Source organism: Leptolyngbya boryana PCC 6306 (genome assembly GCF_000353285.1).
Taxonomy (GTDB): Bacteria; Cyanobacteriota; Cyanobacteriia; order Leptolyngbyales; family Leptolyngbyaceae; genus Leptolyngbya; species Leptolyngbya boryana.
Window position 1 is genome coordinate 2,564,136 of sequence record NZ_KB731324.1, and the last position, 15,028, is coordinate 2,579,163.

Consider the following 15,028-nt stretch of genomic DNA (forward strand, 5'->3'; position numbering starts at 1 on the left):
CTCCTGTGAAATTTTTGAAAGTGGTTTAGATGCTCCAGGGGGGAGCAAAAGCACATCTCAGAATCGGACTGAGAACCCCTACGGTGTTGCGGGGTGAACCATCTGTGCTGTGCAGTTCCGCTTAATCACGTTAAATAAGGTCACTGCCAACTCAATACGCTCAAGCCCTAACACTTGAGAGGAACACCCGTGAGGGCTGTTTTTGAAGGTTTTTCGGTAGCCCTTCAACCGTCCAGGAGTGCTATGGTCTAGCGGTTCAACCCGCTCCACTGCTGTTGAGTCCTGTCGTCCCACCTTCCAACATTCGGGGGTCGGTTCCTAACCCTTAACCCTGGGTGCTAGGTTTGAATCAGAAGCTTAATCTTCGTTCCCTAGCTTTCTTTATCTGAGTCAGAAAAGCCGTTTTCATCGATTCAGAGTTCTTTAAGAACCCCTTAGATTAAGCAGTAATGGTTGTGTTCAAGGCGGTTGCAATCCCGCTTTATACTCCTTTACCAGACACCCCGGAGTTTTAGATTTTCTCAGGCTTGGTTAACCTTCCGCTCCATTGTTTCGGCTTTCGCCCCCCGGTAGGAGTCCCCCGGTCGCCTTCGGGGTTGTCTCTCCCCTCGACAAATCTAATATAAATCAAAATTTCAAAAAGTACAACACTTTTTGATTAATATAAACAGGACTGATTTGGTTTTGCAGGATCATCTAGCTCACTTATAATTCAAAAAGTGTTGCACTTTTGATTAAGCCAGACTATATTAATTAGGACAGACATCTAACAAGGAGTACTATGTACGCATTGCACCGTAACGACCCCTGTATTTCGATGCCCACAAGACTAAAGCGAATTAGTGTTGCACTGGATGATGAAGCCTACGCAAAACTGGAAGAACTAGCACTATCCAGTAAAAGACCGATATCAAGTATGGCAGTAGTCCTACTGGAAACCGTACTGTTCCCAGGGGGGCGAGTTGTGACCCCCAAGAAGAAACCAAAGGAAGACCGTAGAGGGGGTAAACGTGAAGGTGCAGGTAGACCTCGAAAAAAGCAATCGAATACTACAAACTCAGGGGAATCTTCAACAGAGCAAAAAGATTCCGAATAATTGACAACCCCCTGGAACCCTACTAAACCCTTCAAAGATCCATTAATGCTTAATCAGCTACCCCGCGATCGCTCTGGGTGCTCCAGGGGGTGTATTTTTGACGGGCATTTTTAGCGATCACTCTCAAAGATCTCTTGAGTATTTCCTAATAGTTTCAAAGGAGTTTGTTGACAAATTTATCAACGGTTTTAACCCACTTATTGACAAATTTATCAACGGTTTAAGGTCAATAAATAAGTGTTTGACATATCAATAAGAATTGCTTATCATCGAAGTTAATGCAGCAATATCTAGATTGTCTCAAACAATTTTAGGAGTTGAAAGATGGCAAGACCGGGAAGATTTATCAACGCAAATTACGAGAGAATCACCATCGCTTTTACATCGGCTGAGTACGATGCTTTGATCGCTAAAAAACCTCAAAATATGCCCGAAGCAACCTTTGTGAGACAGGCAGCTTTTGAGCGCTTGGGAATTGACCCTAAGACGGTAAATCAAACTGTTCAAGCAGCTTAGAGCAAGATCCAGAGAACATCTTAGGAATTCTCTAAAGCCCCAAAAGTCACTTTTTGATTTGGTGCAAGATCAAAAACCCCCTGGAGATTCTCTAAGGCTCCAGGGGGTGATCAAAAATAATTTCAGGTCGTGTGTGTCTGTTTTTCATAAACCCTTGAGAAATTTGCGGTTTCTCAAGATTCACCTTCAAATATGAGGTCAAGTCGATGAAAGAGATCGAACAGGATTTGTTGTCTCAAGCCACTGAAGCCAACGAATCAACCAACAATCAAGCCGACAATTCAACAACTAGCTCAACCAACAATTCAATAACTAACTCAATCAACAATTCGATGTTATCAAATATGTCAACACTTTTCAAGAAATCCGACGAAACCCAAGCAGAAGTTACCGGAGTTTCTAACAATGGGTCAGGAAATCCGAGAGATTTAGCGATCGCTGATAGTGCTTCTGAAACTCCTATGATTGCTCCAGGGGGGACTAAACCCAATCACCGTCAGGAAGTAATCGGGTTTGCAAAAAAATTACCGAAAGATTGTGAATTGACTCCCTATCGGAAACCCACGGAGGAAGAGGAGCCAGACAGGAAACCCGCTTGTGTGCATCCTAGAAAAGCGAATAAAGCAACATATCATAGTGACCCTCTAACACCTGACACAATCCAGACTGCACCTCAAAGCATGGTTGGAGTGGGCTTGAATCTGGGAACTCGTTTTACCTCAATTGATGAGGATTCCCCACTAGCAGCAGAATGGTTAGAGCGTTTCAGAATTGAGCATAATCTTTCTGAGTTGCCTGAGACTTTTACAGTGAGGAGTGGGAGAGATGGGAGACGGGCAAGACTCTTCAGGCTCCCCCCTGGAATTTCTCTCAAACTCAAGCAAATTTTTGATAAATCGGATTCTGCACACCCAATTCTGGAGTTTCTAGCAGGCAAGAAGTATCAGAACTTGTATGGGTTTCACCCGATCACAGGAAGTTACCAGAACAATGGCTTAGAGAAAGATGGAGTTTGGCATTTTGAGACTCTCCCCCTGGATTGGTGTGGAGCGATCGCAAAGCTCCAGGGGGGTAAATCTCAATCCTTTGAGAAACCCGAAAGTGCTTCTGAAAGTAGCTTTTCATCAACGGTCTACTATGAAACCGATGTAGCTTCTAAGTTGGCTGAGGTTACGACGAAACTTAGCTTTTTACAGTTTGCGGATGGCTGTGAAGAGTTCAGACCTGAATGTGAACATGCTTGGGCTAACGTAGGGCTGATGTTCAAACAGATGACCAAAGACTACCCAGAAGCAGATGAGGAAATCTTTCAGGCTTGGGTCGAATGGTCGAGAACGGCTAAGGACTTCAAAGACGAACCTGAAGACACCTATCGAGAAAAATGGAATGCTTGGGGCATCAAACCAGAAGGAGAAGCAAAAACAATTGGAAGCATTCTATGGAAATTCGATCAGGTGTTTCCAAAGATTCAGCAAACTCACTCAGAGAAAGCCGCAGAGGTTCAAAAGCGGCTGAAAGAAATTGAAGCAAAGCGAGGTGTCCCCAGCTTTGCAGAGAAAGTTCAGAAACTCGCAATTCAGATCATGGGTCAAGACTCCTATGAAGCGTTGGAGGAGAAAGATGATCCCACAAAGCTTTTAATGTCGCTCCCTGAATACTGGAGATCAGTACCAGAGCAAGACATAGACAGGGCAAAAGCAGATATCCTGAAACTCGCGGTTTTGTACCTCAATAAGAAACAAATTCATTCATGCAGTCGTCCAGGGTTTGAATTCGATGATCAGGATTTAGGGAGCCTTGTAGCGAAAGAGATTCGCATCTTACGATCACAAGGAAAAACCGAAGAAATCCTAACCCTTTCAGGTGCATTGGTTTGGGGATGGCTGAAAAAGGATGATCCCATCTTCTACGATTACTTGATGCTGCTTAAGAAGTTCGGGGAACGTCTGAAATACAACGAACTTAAGATGCGCGTTGAGTTAGATGGTCAAGAGTTGAGTCTGGAAGCGATCAAAGCGGATTTGTCGATCGATCATAACTTTAAGCCTGCATCTCGAAATAAGGACGATATCAGGGATGCAGTGATCAAAGCGGCTAAAGCACACTCTTATCACCCAATTGTTGACTTCCTTGAAGGAGTACATCAAAAGTATGGGGATGATACCTCAATCCTCCAGGGGGTTGCTCAAAGATATTTCGGGCAAATTAAACCCATCTACAACACGATGATCATTAAGAGCATGGTTGCGGCGGTTGCTAGAGTATTTGAGCCAGGATGCAAAGTAGATACTATACCCATTCTCCAGGGGGGTCAGGGTATAGGTAAGTCAACTTTTTGGACTGTTCTAGCAGCTAGAGATGATGCTTTCATTGACTCCCTGAACAACTCAAACCCGACAGATGAAATTGCTAAGATGCACAAGCACTGGTTCTGTGAATATGCAGAATTTGAAACAGCTTTTTCTCGCAAAGCGCTATCAGCAGTAAAAGCTTTCATCACAAATCGAACAGATGTGGTTCGATTGCCCTATGCCCGTGCGGATCAATCTATGGAGCGTAGATTCGTTTTAGTTGGCTCCACAAACGAAACAGAGTTCCTGATTGACCCTACGGGGAACCGTAGATTTTGGATTATCCCTGTATCGGGCAAAGTTGATATTGCTCTGTTGAAAGAGGAAAGAGATCGATTATGGGCAGCAGCAGTAGCACTTTACAAAAGTGGGTATCAATGGCATCTAACAGAGGATGAAGAACGAGAAGCAGGAATGATTGCAGATCAGTTTCAAACAACAGACCCTTGGGAAGAGTCGATCAAGGCTTCTTTGCAAGGTAAAGACATGGTTTCAATTGAAGAGATCCTTTCGTCTGATTTGCTAATTCCAACCCATATGCAGGGACAAAAAGAGCTGAAAAGAGTTTCAAAAATCTTGACTCAATTAGGGTGGGAGAAAAAGAATAAACGCATTGATGGGAAACAGGTTAAGCGTTGGGTTCCTAGCAATGAAGTGAAAGCTGAATATCAGGGGAACCAGGGGGGGACACAAGCCCAAGTAGAGCCAATAACCCAAGTAGAGCCAACGATCGAAGACCTTTTAATCTTCCAAGAATCCCTGATAGCGGATGAGTTCGTCAATCAAACTGAAATCAGAAACAAACCACTTCCTAGACTTTGGGATGCCAAGATAGGCGATCAAGTATGGGTTTCTGATAGCGGGAAATGGAAAAGTGCAACCGTTGTAAAAGAACCTCAAGAAGACATCATGGATGTCTGTCAACGCTGGACAGTGGAAATCCATTGGACTGGAAGACAAGTGGTAATTACAAATCGCGCAAAGATGAAACCGATGGAAGTCGTTTAAGCCATTTGAAACGAAATCACACAACCCCCTGGAACCTTTCAAGCGATCTCAGAGATCTCTCAGGGTTCCAGGGGGTTTCCTCTTTTCAACGAATTTTCCTTGCTACCCCTTGCTACCTCTGCTACCCCATGCTACCCCTAGTTTCTAATTAGGGGTAGCACCCTCAAACTACCAGGGGGTAAGGCTTTCAGCCTACTGCTACCCCTGCTACCCCTATTTTCAATAAAAAGTACAAATAACTTGTTCACAGGGGAGTACCCCCCCTGGTGCTGTTGAATATTTCAAAGTTTTGAAAACGGGGTTTTAGGGGTAGCAAGGGGTAGCAGCCTCCCCAAAACTCTTTCAGCATAAGGGTTACAGACTGCTACCCCTAGGGGTAGCACGGCAAAATCTATAGACTTAGGGGTAGCAATAGATTTTTATCTATGAAAATCCCTCAAATCTTTACAAAGCAAGTATTACAACGCATTGAGATCTCTAAAAGCCATTTGCAACAGGATTTTTCAGGCATTTCTCTTGATGCTTTTGTAGAGATTAAGCAAAGTCATGATAAATACTTGATGAGCTTGCTGATGGCGAAATTAGTAGTCTGTAGGGTGTAGAGCGTTATACCCCCTTAACTCCCATGATTTCACTGATTGGTCTAGTCATTGCGACCTACACGGTTCCCCGTCTGCTGACTGAAGTTCTTAACGACAAAAACTCCAACGTTTCCAGGGGGGTCTTCACTCTATTTTTTACACTCAACCTAGCCGCTAGTGGTTTTTTAGTTATCAAGGTGTTTGAATCTCAGAAGGCTCCAAACAACCCCCTAGGAATTGAAAGATTACCGATGAATTCTTGATTTTCGCCCCCTGGAATCTAAAGGATCATGCGATCGCTCTAAAAACCGCTCTAGGGGTCAAAAAGATAACTGAATTCCCAAGGGGATTTATAGGGGGGGGTGACACCCCCCCCCTGGCACTCTGTAAGACAACCCAGATATCCCTCAGAAATCTCTAGAGCACTTAATCAATCTATGTATCAAATATCCTCTCTGAGTGGTCTAAGTGGCGATTCTAGCCCTTCTCTTCAATTAATCCCTAGAATCCCTAATTGAGATCCCTTAGCCCTTTACAGGGCATTCTAGAGGGATGTATTGATTTATCAACAGTGTCCGAAAGTGACTTTTTGCAGAGTGACCCCCCTGGAGATCTTGATAGGCTCCAGGGGGTAATTTGGGTTCGTTTAGGGGCTACCGGGGGAGCATGTATTCATACTCTGGGCAAACCAACTTTAGAGCTATCAAATCGCTCGAAACTAATAAATCAATCAAAACGGCTTTTTCTATTTGGCTCATTTGGTTCAATCTGGCACGTCTTACAGCCATTAAGCCATCTAGCGACCCTTCATTTTTTGCAGTGCGGCAAGTGCGGTTAACTGCATCTGCGATCAGTTCTTCACTCGCATAATACTTTCCATAATCGTATGTTGAAATTCTCCGAATTTCTGCGATTTGCATTCGAGTAGCTTGAAACTCCCTAGCTTCTTGTGCAGCGATCGCGGGGGCTGTGAGACCGATTGCCAGGGCAGCGAGAGAGAACGATAGTTTGGGTTGCATGGTCGGGTTAGTCCTTTGGGTTAGTTGATGGTTGGTTTAAGGGTTGTTAGGTGAGAATTTGCAAGAGCTTAGTGGTTCTGTGCTATTTACTCACAAAACTCTTATTTGGCAGCAGTTCAAAACCTTCTGGGCACTTGCACCATAGATTTGATGTTGCCCTCTAGAGCACAGAATTAACCCCAGAAATGGTTCCGGTTTTCTCACAGGTAAATAGATGAAAATCTCGCTTTGGTCTAGGTTGATCCAGCGTATTTAAGCCTAATAAAGCCCTCATCTCCATTTACAGGGCATCCTAGAGAGATGTATTAGTTGCTCAACACCTAAAAAGTTACTTTTAGAATTCTGATCACACCTAAACCCCCTGGAACTTTGAGAACCATTGCGATCTCTCTCAAAGTTCCAGGGGACGCTCTACCATTTTGTTGTATATCCGTGTGAGGCTGCAAACTGCTTTAGGGTAGCTCTTGTTACGCTCCCCCCCTGGGAATTGACCCAATTGTGATAAGCCTTGTGGATATCTTCACGGATAGCAATCAAGTTTTTCGGGTCAGTTGCTAGATTCGGTTGTTCACTAACACCTTCAATATGGTGAACGTGGCACTCTACACCTTGTCCAAATGGTGTCCCAGACAGTGCACAGTGAGTCGCCTTATTTCTTACAGCCTGCATAGCGCTGATCTTTTTCCGGTCTAATTCTTGTCCTGTCAATTGAGCATCCTTGAAGACTTCAGGGTTATTGGCTAACCAGGCTGAAATATAGGCTCTAGCTGCAAGGTATTGAGTCTTCTTCTTTGGACTCTCCTCACCGAGTTGTTCTAGAAGAATGTCTATCCCAATATGCTTTAGATACTGATCATCATTTTCCTGCCAAATGTACGGCTGAACGAATCTCAGGTGAGCTTTGATGATGTTCAAAGCGTTTTGCTTACTATGTGTTAGTAAAACACCATGCATTTCACTTGTAGGAAAATAGGCTTTTCCATCTCTTAGCTGCATCTTGGCAAAAAGGCTTTTGAATTTGTTTAGTTGCCCCGGACTTAGATCAGTCTCTATTTGAATAACGGAACTCACTTATCCAATCCCCCGTTGGATTTTACGAAGGTTCTGCCAACTTCATAGGCATTGATAAGGTTGTTCATTTGAGCTTCAGAACCCCCGTTGTCAGGGTGATAGCGTTTCGCTAAGCGATAATAGCGGCGTTTGAGAACCGATTCAAAGTATGCCCAGTCATCTCTCCCTGTATCTTCTGGCTCGTTTTCTAGCGCTTCAGGAGACTCGAAAACTTCATCAGACCCGACCCCCCGTGGATAAACTAAGTCAGTTAGTAGTACATCTAAATCACTTTTCGCTGATGCTTTGGACAATTCAGACCGCAGTGCTTTAATTTCAGTTTCGAGTTTACGTATTTGTGCATCTTTCTGAGACTCTGCATTTAATTTGTCACAGAGTTTCTGCCAACTTCCAGCCTTAATCTGGAAATGATCCTTAGCCTCAGAAAATTTCTTATATTTACTCTTCAGGTCTTCAACGGTATACATTTTTATGCCTAAACTCCTACATTTTGGGACAGTGCAATGTCTAAAAGCCAGTCAAAAATAACTAGACTTTGTATCTGAGGGAACAATTTCTGCTCTATCTTTCACAAATAACTACAGAAATTATTCCCATAACAAGGGGATCTCAAGAAGATTCTCTGAAGCTCCAGGGGGTATTATGATTCCCCTAATTCCCTTCCCCCAATTCCCACCCCTAATTCGCGATCGCTTCTCCGGAGTTTGTGCTGATCGCCACGATCACTGGCGAAACCTCAAAAACGTTCAAAGGTTTCTCAAATCGGCTCCAGAAATCATTACTAAGCAACAGCGGGTCAGGTGTAGGGATTTGAGGGGTGTTATCAGAGGGTGTGATTGCTCCAGGGGTCATACTGCTAAGGTCAATAATCGAAGCGTTACCCCCTGGAACCCATGAGGGGGTTGAAGGTTGATTTTTGGGTTTGAAAAACTCATCGGCAGCTTTTTGGATCTCAGGGTCGATCGGTGTGGTTGGAAAGAGTTCTTCCCCAGGGGGTAGAGTGGATTCAACTCGGGTCGCTGTACTCCAATCAAACGGTGTGGGAGTTCCTAAAGACTCCCACCAATTACCCGATGGTGGGGGAGTCTCCGGAGCAATTTCTAAAATCGACGGAAGCACTCTACAGAAAGGCTCAAGGTTTTGTTCTGAATCCTCAAAGCCCCCTGAAATCACGTCAATTGGATTAGGGGATAGTGGGGTTTCTGAAGGGGTGTATCCCCCCTGGTAATAATCTGGAATTGTGTTCGAGGGTATGTTTACAGGGTTATAGATTCCTCCAGGGGTTGGTGTGTGGTCTGGAGGAACCATAGCCCGTTGAGGATCTACCTTCTCAAAAACACGACCCTGCAAGTCCATTTGGAGCGTCACGAATTCTTTATCAGCCAAGTCAAAAGCTCTCAGGCTCCCCCCTGGTTTTAAACCCTCACTTGGTAAACCACTGTAAGCAGCCCCCAGGGCATAATCCGTAATGTCTTTAACGCTACTCGCTTTTATTGTGAAGTTCCATTGGGAGTCATAAGCGCTTAGAGAATAATCTTGAAAAGCTCTGGCGAGAATAACTCGACCGTCCTCATATTCAAACTTATAGTTCTGGGCATTGCGATCAGCTGTAGGGGTTCTTATGAGATCCCTAGAAGTCATCTTTCCATGTATCGAAGAATCCGAGAGAGTGAAATCAAAGGCACTCTTGAAGCTGCTCAAAGTGATTTGAGATTCGATTAGAGATGCACTTCTTGAGTAACCTACGCCAGGGGTAAAACTATCGCTCATAAGACACTACAAACTTCTGTAGAGCATTTTTAACACTCTGTCAGTGTTTACCCTGAACTGTTAGGAGCGGATTCATACAATCTTCATACTCATAAAGAATCGTTAGAGTGCGTTATATTTATCGCCCCCTGGAGCATTTAAGCAATTACAAGAAACTTTGATAAGGCTCCAGGGGGTGTCTTTGATTACTCTCGATTCCCAAAAGTTACTTTTGATTACCCGAAATTTTGATACCCCCTGGTGTAGAACGCAAATAAAGTTCTTTACCGAAATCGTTGACAGTCTTTATTTTTCTATATTTGCTTCAAAAGCGTGAAAAAATAAAGTCCCAGATTCTCAAAGTTTTAGTCCAGATGAGTAAGCAACCTCCGGCTGAGCCGGAGGCTTTAGCGTATGTGCGCCGCTCAAAGCGCAGATTTGGGACTGTAGTTCAATGGTTACACTCTCGCCAAGATAATGCGGCTGATCTCTAACAGCCCTCAAAGCGTTGTAAAATCTGTCAACGCTTAGGACAGTTTTAGGACAGCTTTGGGGTGATTTTCTGGATTCTTCTCGAATCTTCTACGGGACTGACGGGGCTCGAACCCGCAACTTCCGCCGTGACAGGGCGGTGCTCTAACCAATTGAACTACAGTCCCAGATTTGCGCGTTTGGTGGCGCGATTTCTATATTGCAGTGTTTCAGTAGATTTGTCAAACAAATTACAAAGATTTTTTTGACGTGCTTCTTCAACCTCAATAAAAATTTCTGCCCCGATCTCAAATTCCCTTGTTATTACTGAAGTAGGAAGATTGACACGAGCTAGGCACAGGTGATGAAAGAAATAAAATCGGGATCTCGTCCGACTGGGAGAGTTGCACTGCAAGTTGCTTTGGCTGCGATCGTTTTGATCGGAATTGTGGGCGCGGTTCTGATGAAATTATTTGCAATCGAGATTTCGATCACGCCCGCTGCGCCAAATTCTGTGCCGATGATCACAACGGATGAATCTCCTTCAGGTGAACTAGTTACACCTGTAAAAATTGAGAAGCCTGACGCGACAGCAATTGCTGCAAAACAAGGCAATCTTAGAATTCGCAATCGATCAGATTATCCGATCCGAGTTGCGCTGCTTTCGCGACAACCAAAAGAGGCAAATCTCAAGTCGGGTTCACCGCAGAGCGGTTTTGCACTTCCGGCGCACTGGGATTTTGCGCCGCAAGAAGGCAGCCAAACCGGATTATTAGTGTCGTTGCCGCAGCGATCAATTCGACTGAAACGAGGTGATGTCGTGGTTGCCTTCGCTCAGGATGGCTCACAAAGGTATTGGGGGCCGTTTGTCGTCGGAGAGACTGAGCGACCCGATTGGAATGCTCAGGCAGGAGAATGGGAGCTTGTGATTGAGAATTAAGCGTAGAGGGTCATGACCTCGGATAGTGGCAAACGGGACTGTGCTGCGATCGCAAAGTCTGATGTATGCCCCCGATCAAAATGCTCCGCTGCGGCACATCCAATCATGGCAGCGTTATCTGTACAGAATTTCATCGGCGGAAATAAAACTTTAATCTGATGCGGTTCAGCCGCCGCTTGAAGTTCTGCTCTCAATCCTCGATTGGCTGCAACACCCCCGCCGACTGCAATTGTGTTTAGTCCGTAATTTTTAGCGCAGGCGATCGCTCGTTTCGTCAAGGCTCGTACCACGGTTGCTTGAAAACTAGCCGCGAGATCGGCAATGGGGATCGGTTCACCAGTTGCCTGCAATTTTTGAGTCAGCCGCAAAACCGCTGTCTTTAAGCCGCTAAAACTTGAATCATAAGGATGAACGCCACCTTCAGGTAAAGAGATCTGACCTTCAGGTAGGGCAAAAGCGCGTGGATTGCCCTCTGCCGCCAACCGATCAATAACTGGGCCGCCTGGATAGCCCAGATTCAATAAGCGAGCAACTTTATCAAACGCTTCACCTGCGGCATCGTCCCGGGTCTGCCCTAACACTTCATATTTGCCGCAGTCTTTGACGTAGATTAGGCTGGTATGTCCGCCAGAGACGAGAAGACAGAGAAAGGGCGGTTCGAGATGGGGATCACTGAGGTAGGAGGCGTAAATGTGCCCTTCTAGGTGATGTACACCAATAAAGGGCTTTTGATGGACGATCGCTAAAGTCTTGGCGGCAGTCAATCCCACTAAAAGTGCACCGACGAGTCCGGGCGTACAAGTGCCCGCGATCGCATCGATTTCTGACCAGGTTATGCCGGATGCTTCAAGGGCTTGAGCGATCGCTAAATTGACCATTTCCACATGTTGCCGTGAAGCAACTTCAGGAACAACCCCGCCGTATTTCTGGTGAATCGCGATTTGAGACGACACAATGCTGCTGAGAATGTGACGATTTTTTACGATTGCCACCGCAGTTTCGTCACAACTTGTTTCAATTGCTAAGACCGTTGCCATTTGCTGGTAGGTTTTGGGAGTAGGTGACTTTAGCAGTCGCTCGAATTAGAGTGAGCTAAGCTGATTTCCTAGTTTAGCGCTCTGTTGGATTCACCCCCATTTGTGGAAAAATCAACTTCGTTTTTGACACAACTTTTCTTTGTAATTCGTAAATAAAGGGAAACAATTCCATGCAACGATTGTTTGCTCTAGTTCTCGTTCTTTTCCTAGGATTGGGCTTTGCCAACCCTCAGCCTGCTCACGCCTACAATTTGACTCGGTGTGGCGACAATCCTGTGTTCGTTCAACGAATGAAAGATTCGACTAGCGCCAGCGCGCAGCGTCGTTTTGAGCAGTATTCCGATTTGCTATGCGGTAAGGATGATGGTCTACCTCACTTGATCACGGATGGCAACCTGGCACATGCTGGCGAATTCACCATTCCTGGCATTCTGTTCTTGCTGATTACGGGCTGGATCGGTTGGGCAGGTCGCTCTTATCTCCAAGCCGTTAAGAAGACAGGTAAGCCTGAAGAAAACGAAATCATTATCAATGTGCCTTTGGCAATCTCCTGCATGTTGGGGGCTGCTTTATGGCCTTTATTGGCAGTGAAAGAGTTGCTGAGCGGCGAATTGACCGAGCGTGACGGAAATGTTCCAGTTGGAGCAGATTCTGTCCTATTGGCTCAAGCGAATAAGCAAGCACCTGCGGCTTCACAAAACCGAGCACGCTAATTTTCTTCACGTTTTGGAGGTTCATCCATGTCTGGTCTTCTGAGATATCTTTCATCGGCTCCTGTAGCGACTGCACTGTGGTTGACTTTTACTGCAGGTCTTTTGATTGAATTTAATCGGTTCTTCCCTGATTTGCTGTCTCATCCGAGATAAGCGGATTTGGAACTTTTTTGAATGCGCGATCGACTTCTGTGATCGCGCATTTTTGTTAAATCTATCCATTAGTAGAGTGAGGGGTCTTCATTGGGTTGATGATTCGTAGTCGCAATTTTTTTAAGGTGTAAGCGTCCTTAATATATTGGAGCCGCTTATGTCTTCTGGTTTTCTCAGATTTCTCTCGCTTTCCTCAATTCTAGGGATTGCAACTGTTAGCTTCTTTTTGACTTTATTTATTTTGATTAACTGGGTTTCGCCTGATCTGCTGTATTTGATGCATTAGAAACTTACAGGCAATACGCTGATTCGCTTATACTTTGAGGCGTGTCGCGTATTGCCTGCCGTTATGAATCCTGAGCTTGAGATTAGACGATTGTTAGACGTGATGCCTGCATCGGGTCGGATGTTTGTCAAGTTGGTCAGTAAGCCAGATCAGCGATCGTTCATTGATACTCCTGCACCGTTACCCTGGGGCAGGGATCGCCCGGTTTATATTAATTTCGACCTTTGGAGTCGGTTGTCGCGATCTCAGCGTGACCTCCTGATCTTGCGAACGGTCAGTTGGAGTAGCAATATTAAATGGTTTCAACCGACCCCAATGTTAGGACTGACCGCATTAGGTGCGATCGGATTGGGGGTTGAACTTGCTCAGCAGGATTTTGTGGGAGTTGCAGCGGCAAGTGGATTAAGCGCGATCGCACTCTTTCAAATTTGGCGGAATAACCGCAGCTCGCGGATGGAACTCGAAGCGGATGAACAAGCGCTGAAAATTGCTCAACGACGAGGCTATACAGAAACTGAAGCGGCACGGGCTTTGTTGAGTGCGATCGAAGCTGTCGCCCAAAATGAAGGGCGCATGTTGAGTTTTGTGGAATTACTGCGATGTCAAGGTTTGAGAGCCATTGGGGGACTTTCTCCCGTTGGCATTCCTGACGAGTTGAGAAGCGAATGATCTACCCAATGACTGGGAGAGTTAAATTGCGGTGAACTCCGGGAAATCACTTAGGAATTTGAGATCGGGGCAGGGAACTTTAGCAATACGACCCCACTGGAAATAAAGACTTCATGATTGAAGGCATGAATTCACGGACTGCTCCGAATTCAAAGTTTCTGGATACTATGGGTTTGTTGCGGAAATGACGGACAATCGCGCCGTCAGTGACCCACGATCGCAGGGCAGCATATTTTATGTCTCACATGGCAACCCAAACTCCACCCTCTCGCAGCATTGATGTCAGCTTAGATGTCGAGTTGCGAAACGTCACCAAAGTTTATCACGGTGAATCTGCGGTTCGCAGTATTGATTTGGGCATTCGGCGCGGCGAGTTTTTTAGTATCTTAGGGCCGTCTGGTTGTGGTAAAACGACGACGCTGCGGATGATTGCGGGATTTGAGCATCCGACCTCGGGCGAGATTTTGATCCGCGATCGCTCGATGTCGAATGTCCCACCGTACAAACGTCCTGCCAATACAGTCTTTCAGAGCTACGCCCTGTTCGGTCATATGACCGTCGCAGAAAATATTGCATTTGGGCTGAAAATTCAGAAATGTTCGCGATCAGAAGTTCAAGATCGAGTTCGAGATGCGTTGAAATTAGTCAAGCTCGAAGCGCTTGCCAATCGATTTCCAGCGCAGCTCTCCGGTGGACAACAACAACGAGTCGCCGTTGCCCGTGCTTTAGTCAATCGCCCCGCCGTTCTGCTGCTCGATGAACCGCTAGGCGCATTAGATTTGAAGTTACGCAAAGAGATGCAGGTTGAACTCGCAACGTTACATCGAGAATTAGGCATGACCTTTGTGATGGTGACGCATGATCAGGAAGAAGCGTTGTCATTATCCGATCGCATTGCCGTGATGAACTTGGGGAAAGTTGAGCAAGTGGGAACGCCTGAGCAAATTTACGATCGTCCACGCACTTCATTTGTTGCAGATTTCATTGGGGATACGAATCTATTTCGCGGCAAGATTGAAGGCGCACATCCTGAGACGCTTTGGATTAGAACCGAGACGGGTATCAAAATGACCGTCCAGCAGGATACTGCCTCGAAATCCCTGACTTCTGGCTGGGTCACGGTGAGCGTACGTCCTGAGAAAATCCAGATTAGTCTAGCTCCTCAAGCAGCAGCAAACTGCTTTGAAGGCAGATTGCAAGATGTGATGTATCTGGGAACTCATGTCTATTGCGTGATAGCCCTGAACTCTGGCGATCGTGTGATTGTGCGTCAGCCAAAATCACCTAAACTTCCAAACGCAGACGCTCCACTCTATGTGTCTTGGGATGCAGCCGACAGTTTAGCGTTATCTGAGTTGTAAGGAGGCA

15 protein-coding genes and 1 tRNA gene are annotated in these 15,028 nt (G+C 45.6%); 9 read left to right on the forward strand and 7 right to left on the reverse strand.

What is annotated here, in order from left to right; all coding sequences use genetic code 11:
• Positions 1–78: 78 nt before the first annotated feature.
• Positions 79–270, reverse strand: coding sequence for a hypothetical protein (locus LEPBO_RS42300; RefSeq protein ID WP_190711063.1), 192 nt, complete (start codon positions 268–270; stop codon positions 79–81).
• 547 nt (positions 271–817) lie between these two features.
• Between LEPBO_RS42300 and LEPBO_RS45320 the strand changes: the two genes are divergently transcribed.
• The 3 genes from LEPBO_RS45320 (at position 818) to LEPBO_RS40045 (ending at position 4,971) form a co-directional block, all read left to right on the forward strand.
• Positions 818–1,096 carry a ribbon-helix-helix domain-containing protein gene (locus tag LEPBO_RS45320; RefSeq protein ID WP_190711064.1) on the forward strand — a complete coding sequence of 93 codons (279 nt, stop codon included), beginning with the start codon at positions 818–820 and terminating at the stop codon, positions 1,094–1,096.
• Positions 1,097–1,420: 324 nt separating this feature from the next.
• Positions 1,421–1,612 carry a hypothetical protein gene (locus LEPBO_RS0112820; RefSeq protein ID WP_017287976.1) on the forward strand — a complete coding sequence of 64 codons (192 nt, stop codon included), beginning with the start codon at positions 1,421–1,423 and terminating at the stop codon, positions 1,610–1,612.
• Positions 1,613–1,956: 344 nt separating this feature from the next.
• Positions 1,957–4,971, forward strand: coding sequence for a VapE domain-containing protein (locus LEPBO_RS40045; protein ID WP_172410461.1), 3,015 nt, complete (start codon positions 1,957–1,959; stop codon positions 4,969–4,971).
• A 1,234-nt stretch (positions 4,972–6,205) separates the two neighbouring features.
• Here the strand turns inward: LEPBO_RS40045 and LEPBO_RS0112845 are convergent.
• The 5 genes from LEPBO_RS0112845 to LEPBO_RS0112865 all read right to left on the reverse strand — a co-directional run bounded on the left by LEPBO_RS0112845 (position 6,206) and on the right by LEPBO_RS0112865 (position 10,050).
• Positions 6,206–6,571 carry a hypothetical protein gene (locus LEPBO_RS0112845; protein ID WP_017287981.1) on the reverse strand — a complete coding sequence of 122 codons (366 nt, stop codon included), beginning with the start codon at positions 6,569–6,571 and terminating at the stop codon, positions 6,206–6,208.
• A gap of 411 nt (positions 6,572–6,982) precedes the next feature.
• The gene (locus LEPBO_RS0112850) at positions 6,983–7,642 is read right to left on the reverse strand and encodes an HNH endonuclease (protein WP_017287982.1); all 660 of its coding nucleotides are present in this window, start codon (positions 7,640–7,642) and stop codon (positions 6,983–6,985) included.
• Positions 7,639–8,109, reverse strand: coding sequence for a J domain-containing protein (locus tag LEPBO_RS0112855; RefSeq protein ID WP_017287983.1), 471 nt, complete (start codon positions 8,107–8,109; stop codon positions 7,639–7,641). The genes LEPBO_RS0112850 and LEPBO_RS0112855 overlap by 4 nt, the downstream gene beginning before the upstream one ends.
• Before the next feature lie 211 nt (positions 8,110–8,320).
• Positions 8,321–9,283: a hypothetical protein gene (locus LEPBO_RS0112860; RefSeq protein ID WP_026148607.1), complete on the reverse strand. Its 963-nt coding sequence runs from the start codon at positions 9,281–9,283 to the stop codon at positions 8,321–8,323.
• A gap of 693 nt (positions 9,284–9,976) precedes the next feature.
• Positions 9,977–10,050: transfer RNA gene (locus LEPBO_RS0112865), tRNA-Asp, on the reverse strand.
• Positions 10,051–10,226: 176 nt separating this feature from the next.
• On the opposite strand from LEPBO_RS0112865, the gene LEPBO_RS0112870 reads away from it, so the two are divergent.
• Entirely contained in the window at positions 10,227–10,802 is a 576-nt protein-coding gene (locus tag LEPBO_RS0112870) for a hypothetical protein (RefSeq protein WP_017287985.1), read from the forward strand.
• Here LEPBO_RS0112870 and tsaD read toward each other — a convergent pair.
• The gene (gene tsaD / locus LEPBO_RS0112875; RefSeq protein ID WP_017287986.1) at positions 10,799–11,839 is read right to left on the reverse strand and encodes a tRNA (adenosine(37)-N6)-threonylcarbamoyltransferase complex transferase subunit TsaD; all 1,041 of its coding nucleotides are present in this window, start codon (positions 11,837–11,839) and stop codon (positions 10,799–10,801) included. The two genes, LEPBO_RS0112870 and tsaD, sit on opposite strands and share 4 nt — an antisense overlap.
• Before the next feature lie 170 nt (positions 11,840–12,009).
• Here tsaD and LEPBO_RS37000 point away from each other — a divergent pair, with 170 nt between their 5' ends.
• The 5 genes from LEPBO_RS37000 (at position 12,010) to LEPBO_RS0112900 (ending at position 15,021) form a co-directional block, all read left to right on the forward strand.
• Positions 12,010–12,552, forward strand: coding sequence for a hypothetical protein (locus LEPBO_RS37000; RefSeq protein WP_017287988.1), 543 nt, complete (start codon positions 12,010–12,012; stop codon positions 12,550–12,552).
• Positions 12,553–12,579: 27 nt separating this feature from the next.
• Entirely contained in the window at positions 12,580–12,705 is a 126-nt protein-coding gene (gene psaJ / locus LEPBO_RS40955; RefSeq protein WP_071596157.1) for a photosystem I reaction center subunit IX, read from the forward strand.
• Between the two features lie 157 nt (positions 12,706–12,862).
• On the forward strand, positions 12,863–12,991 hold the full coding sequence (locus tag LEPBO_RS45325) for a hypothetical protein (protein WP_017287989.1): 129 nt from the start codon (positions 12,863–12,865) through the stop codon (positions 12,989–12,991).
• 63 nt (positions 12,992–13,054) lie between these two features.
• Positions 13,055–13,660, forward strand: coding sequence for a DUF3318 domain-containing protein (locus LEPBO_RS0112895; protein ID WP_017287990.1), 606 nt, complete (start codon positions 13,055–13,057; stop codon positions 13,658–13,660).
• Positions 13,661–13,896: 236 nt separating this feature from the next.
• Positions 13,897–15,021: an ABC transporter ATP-binding protein gene (locus LEPBO_RS0112900; protein WP_026148609.1), complete on the forward strand. Its 1,125-nt coding sequence runs from the start codon at positions 13,897–13,899 to the stop codon at positions 15,019–15,021.
• The last annotated feature ends 7 nt before the right edge of the window (positions 15,022–15,028 follow it).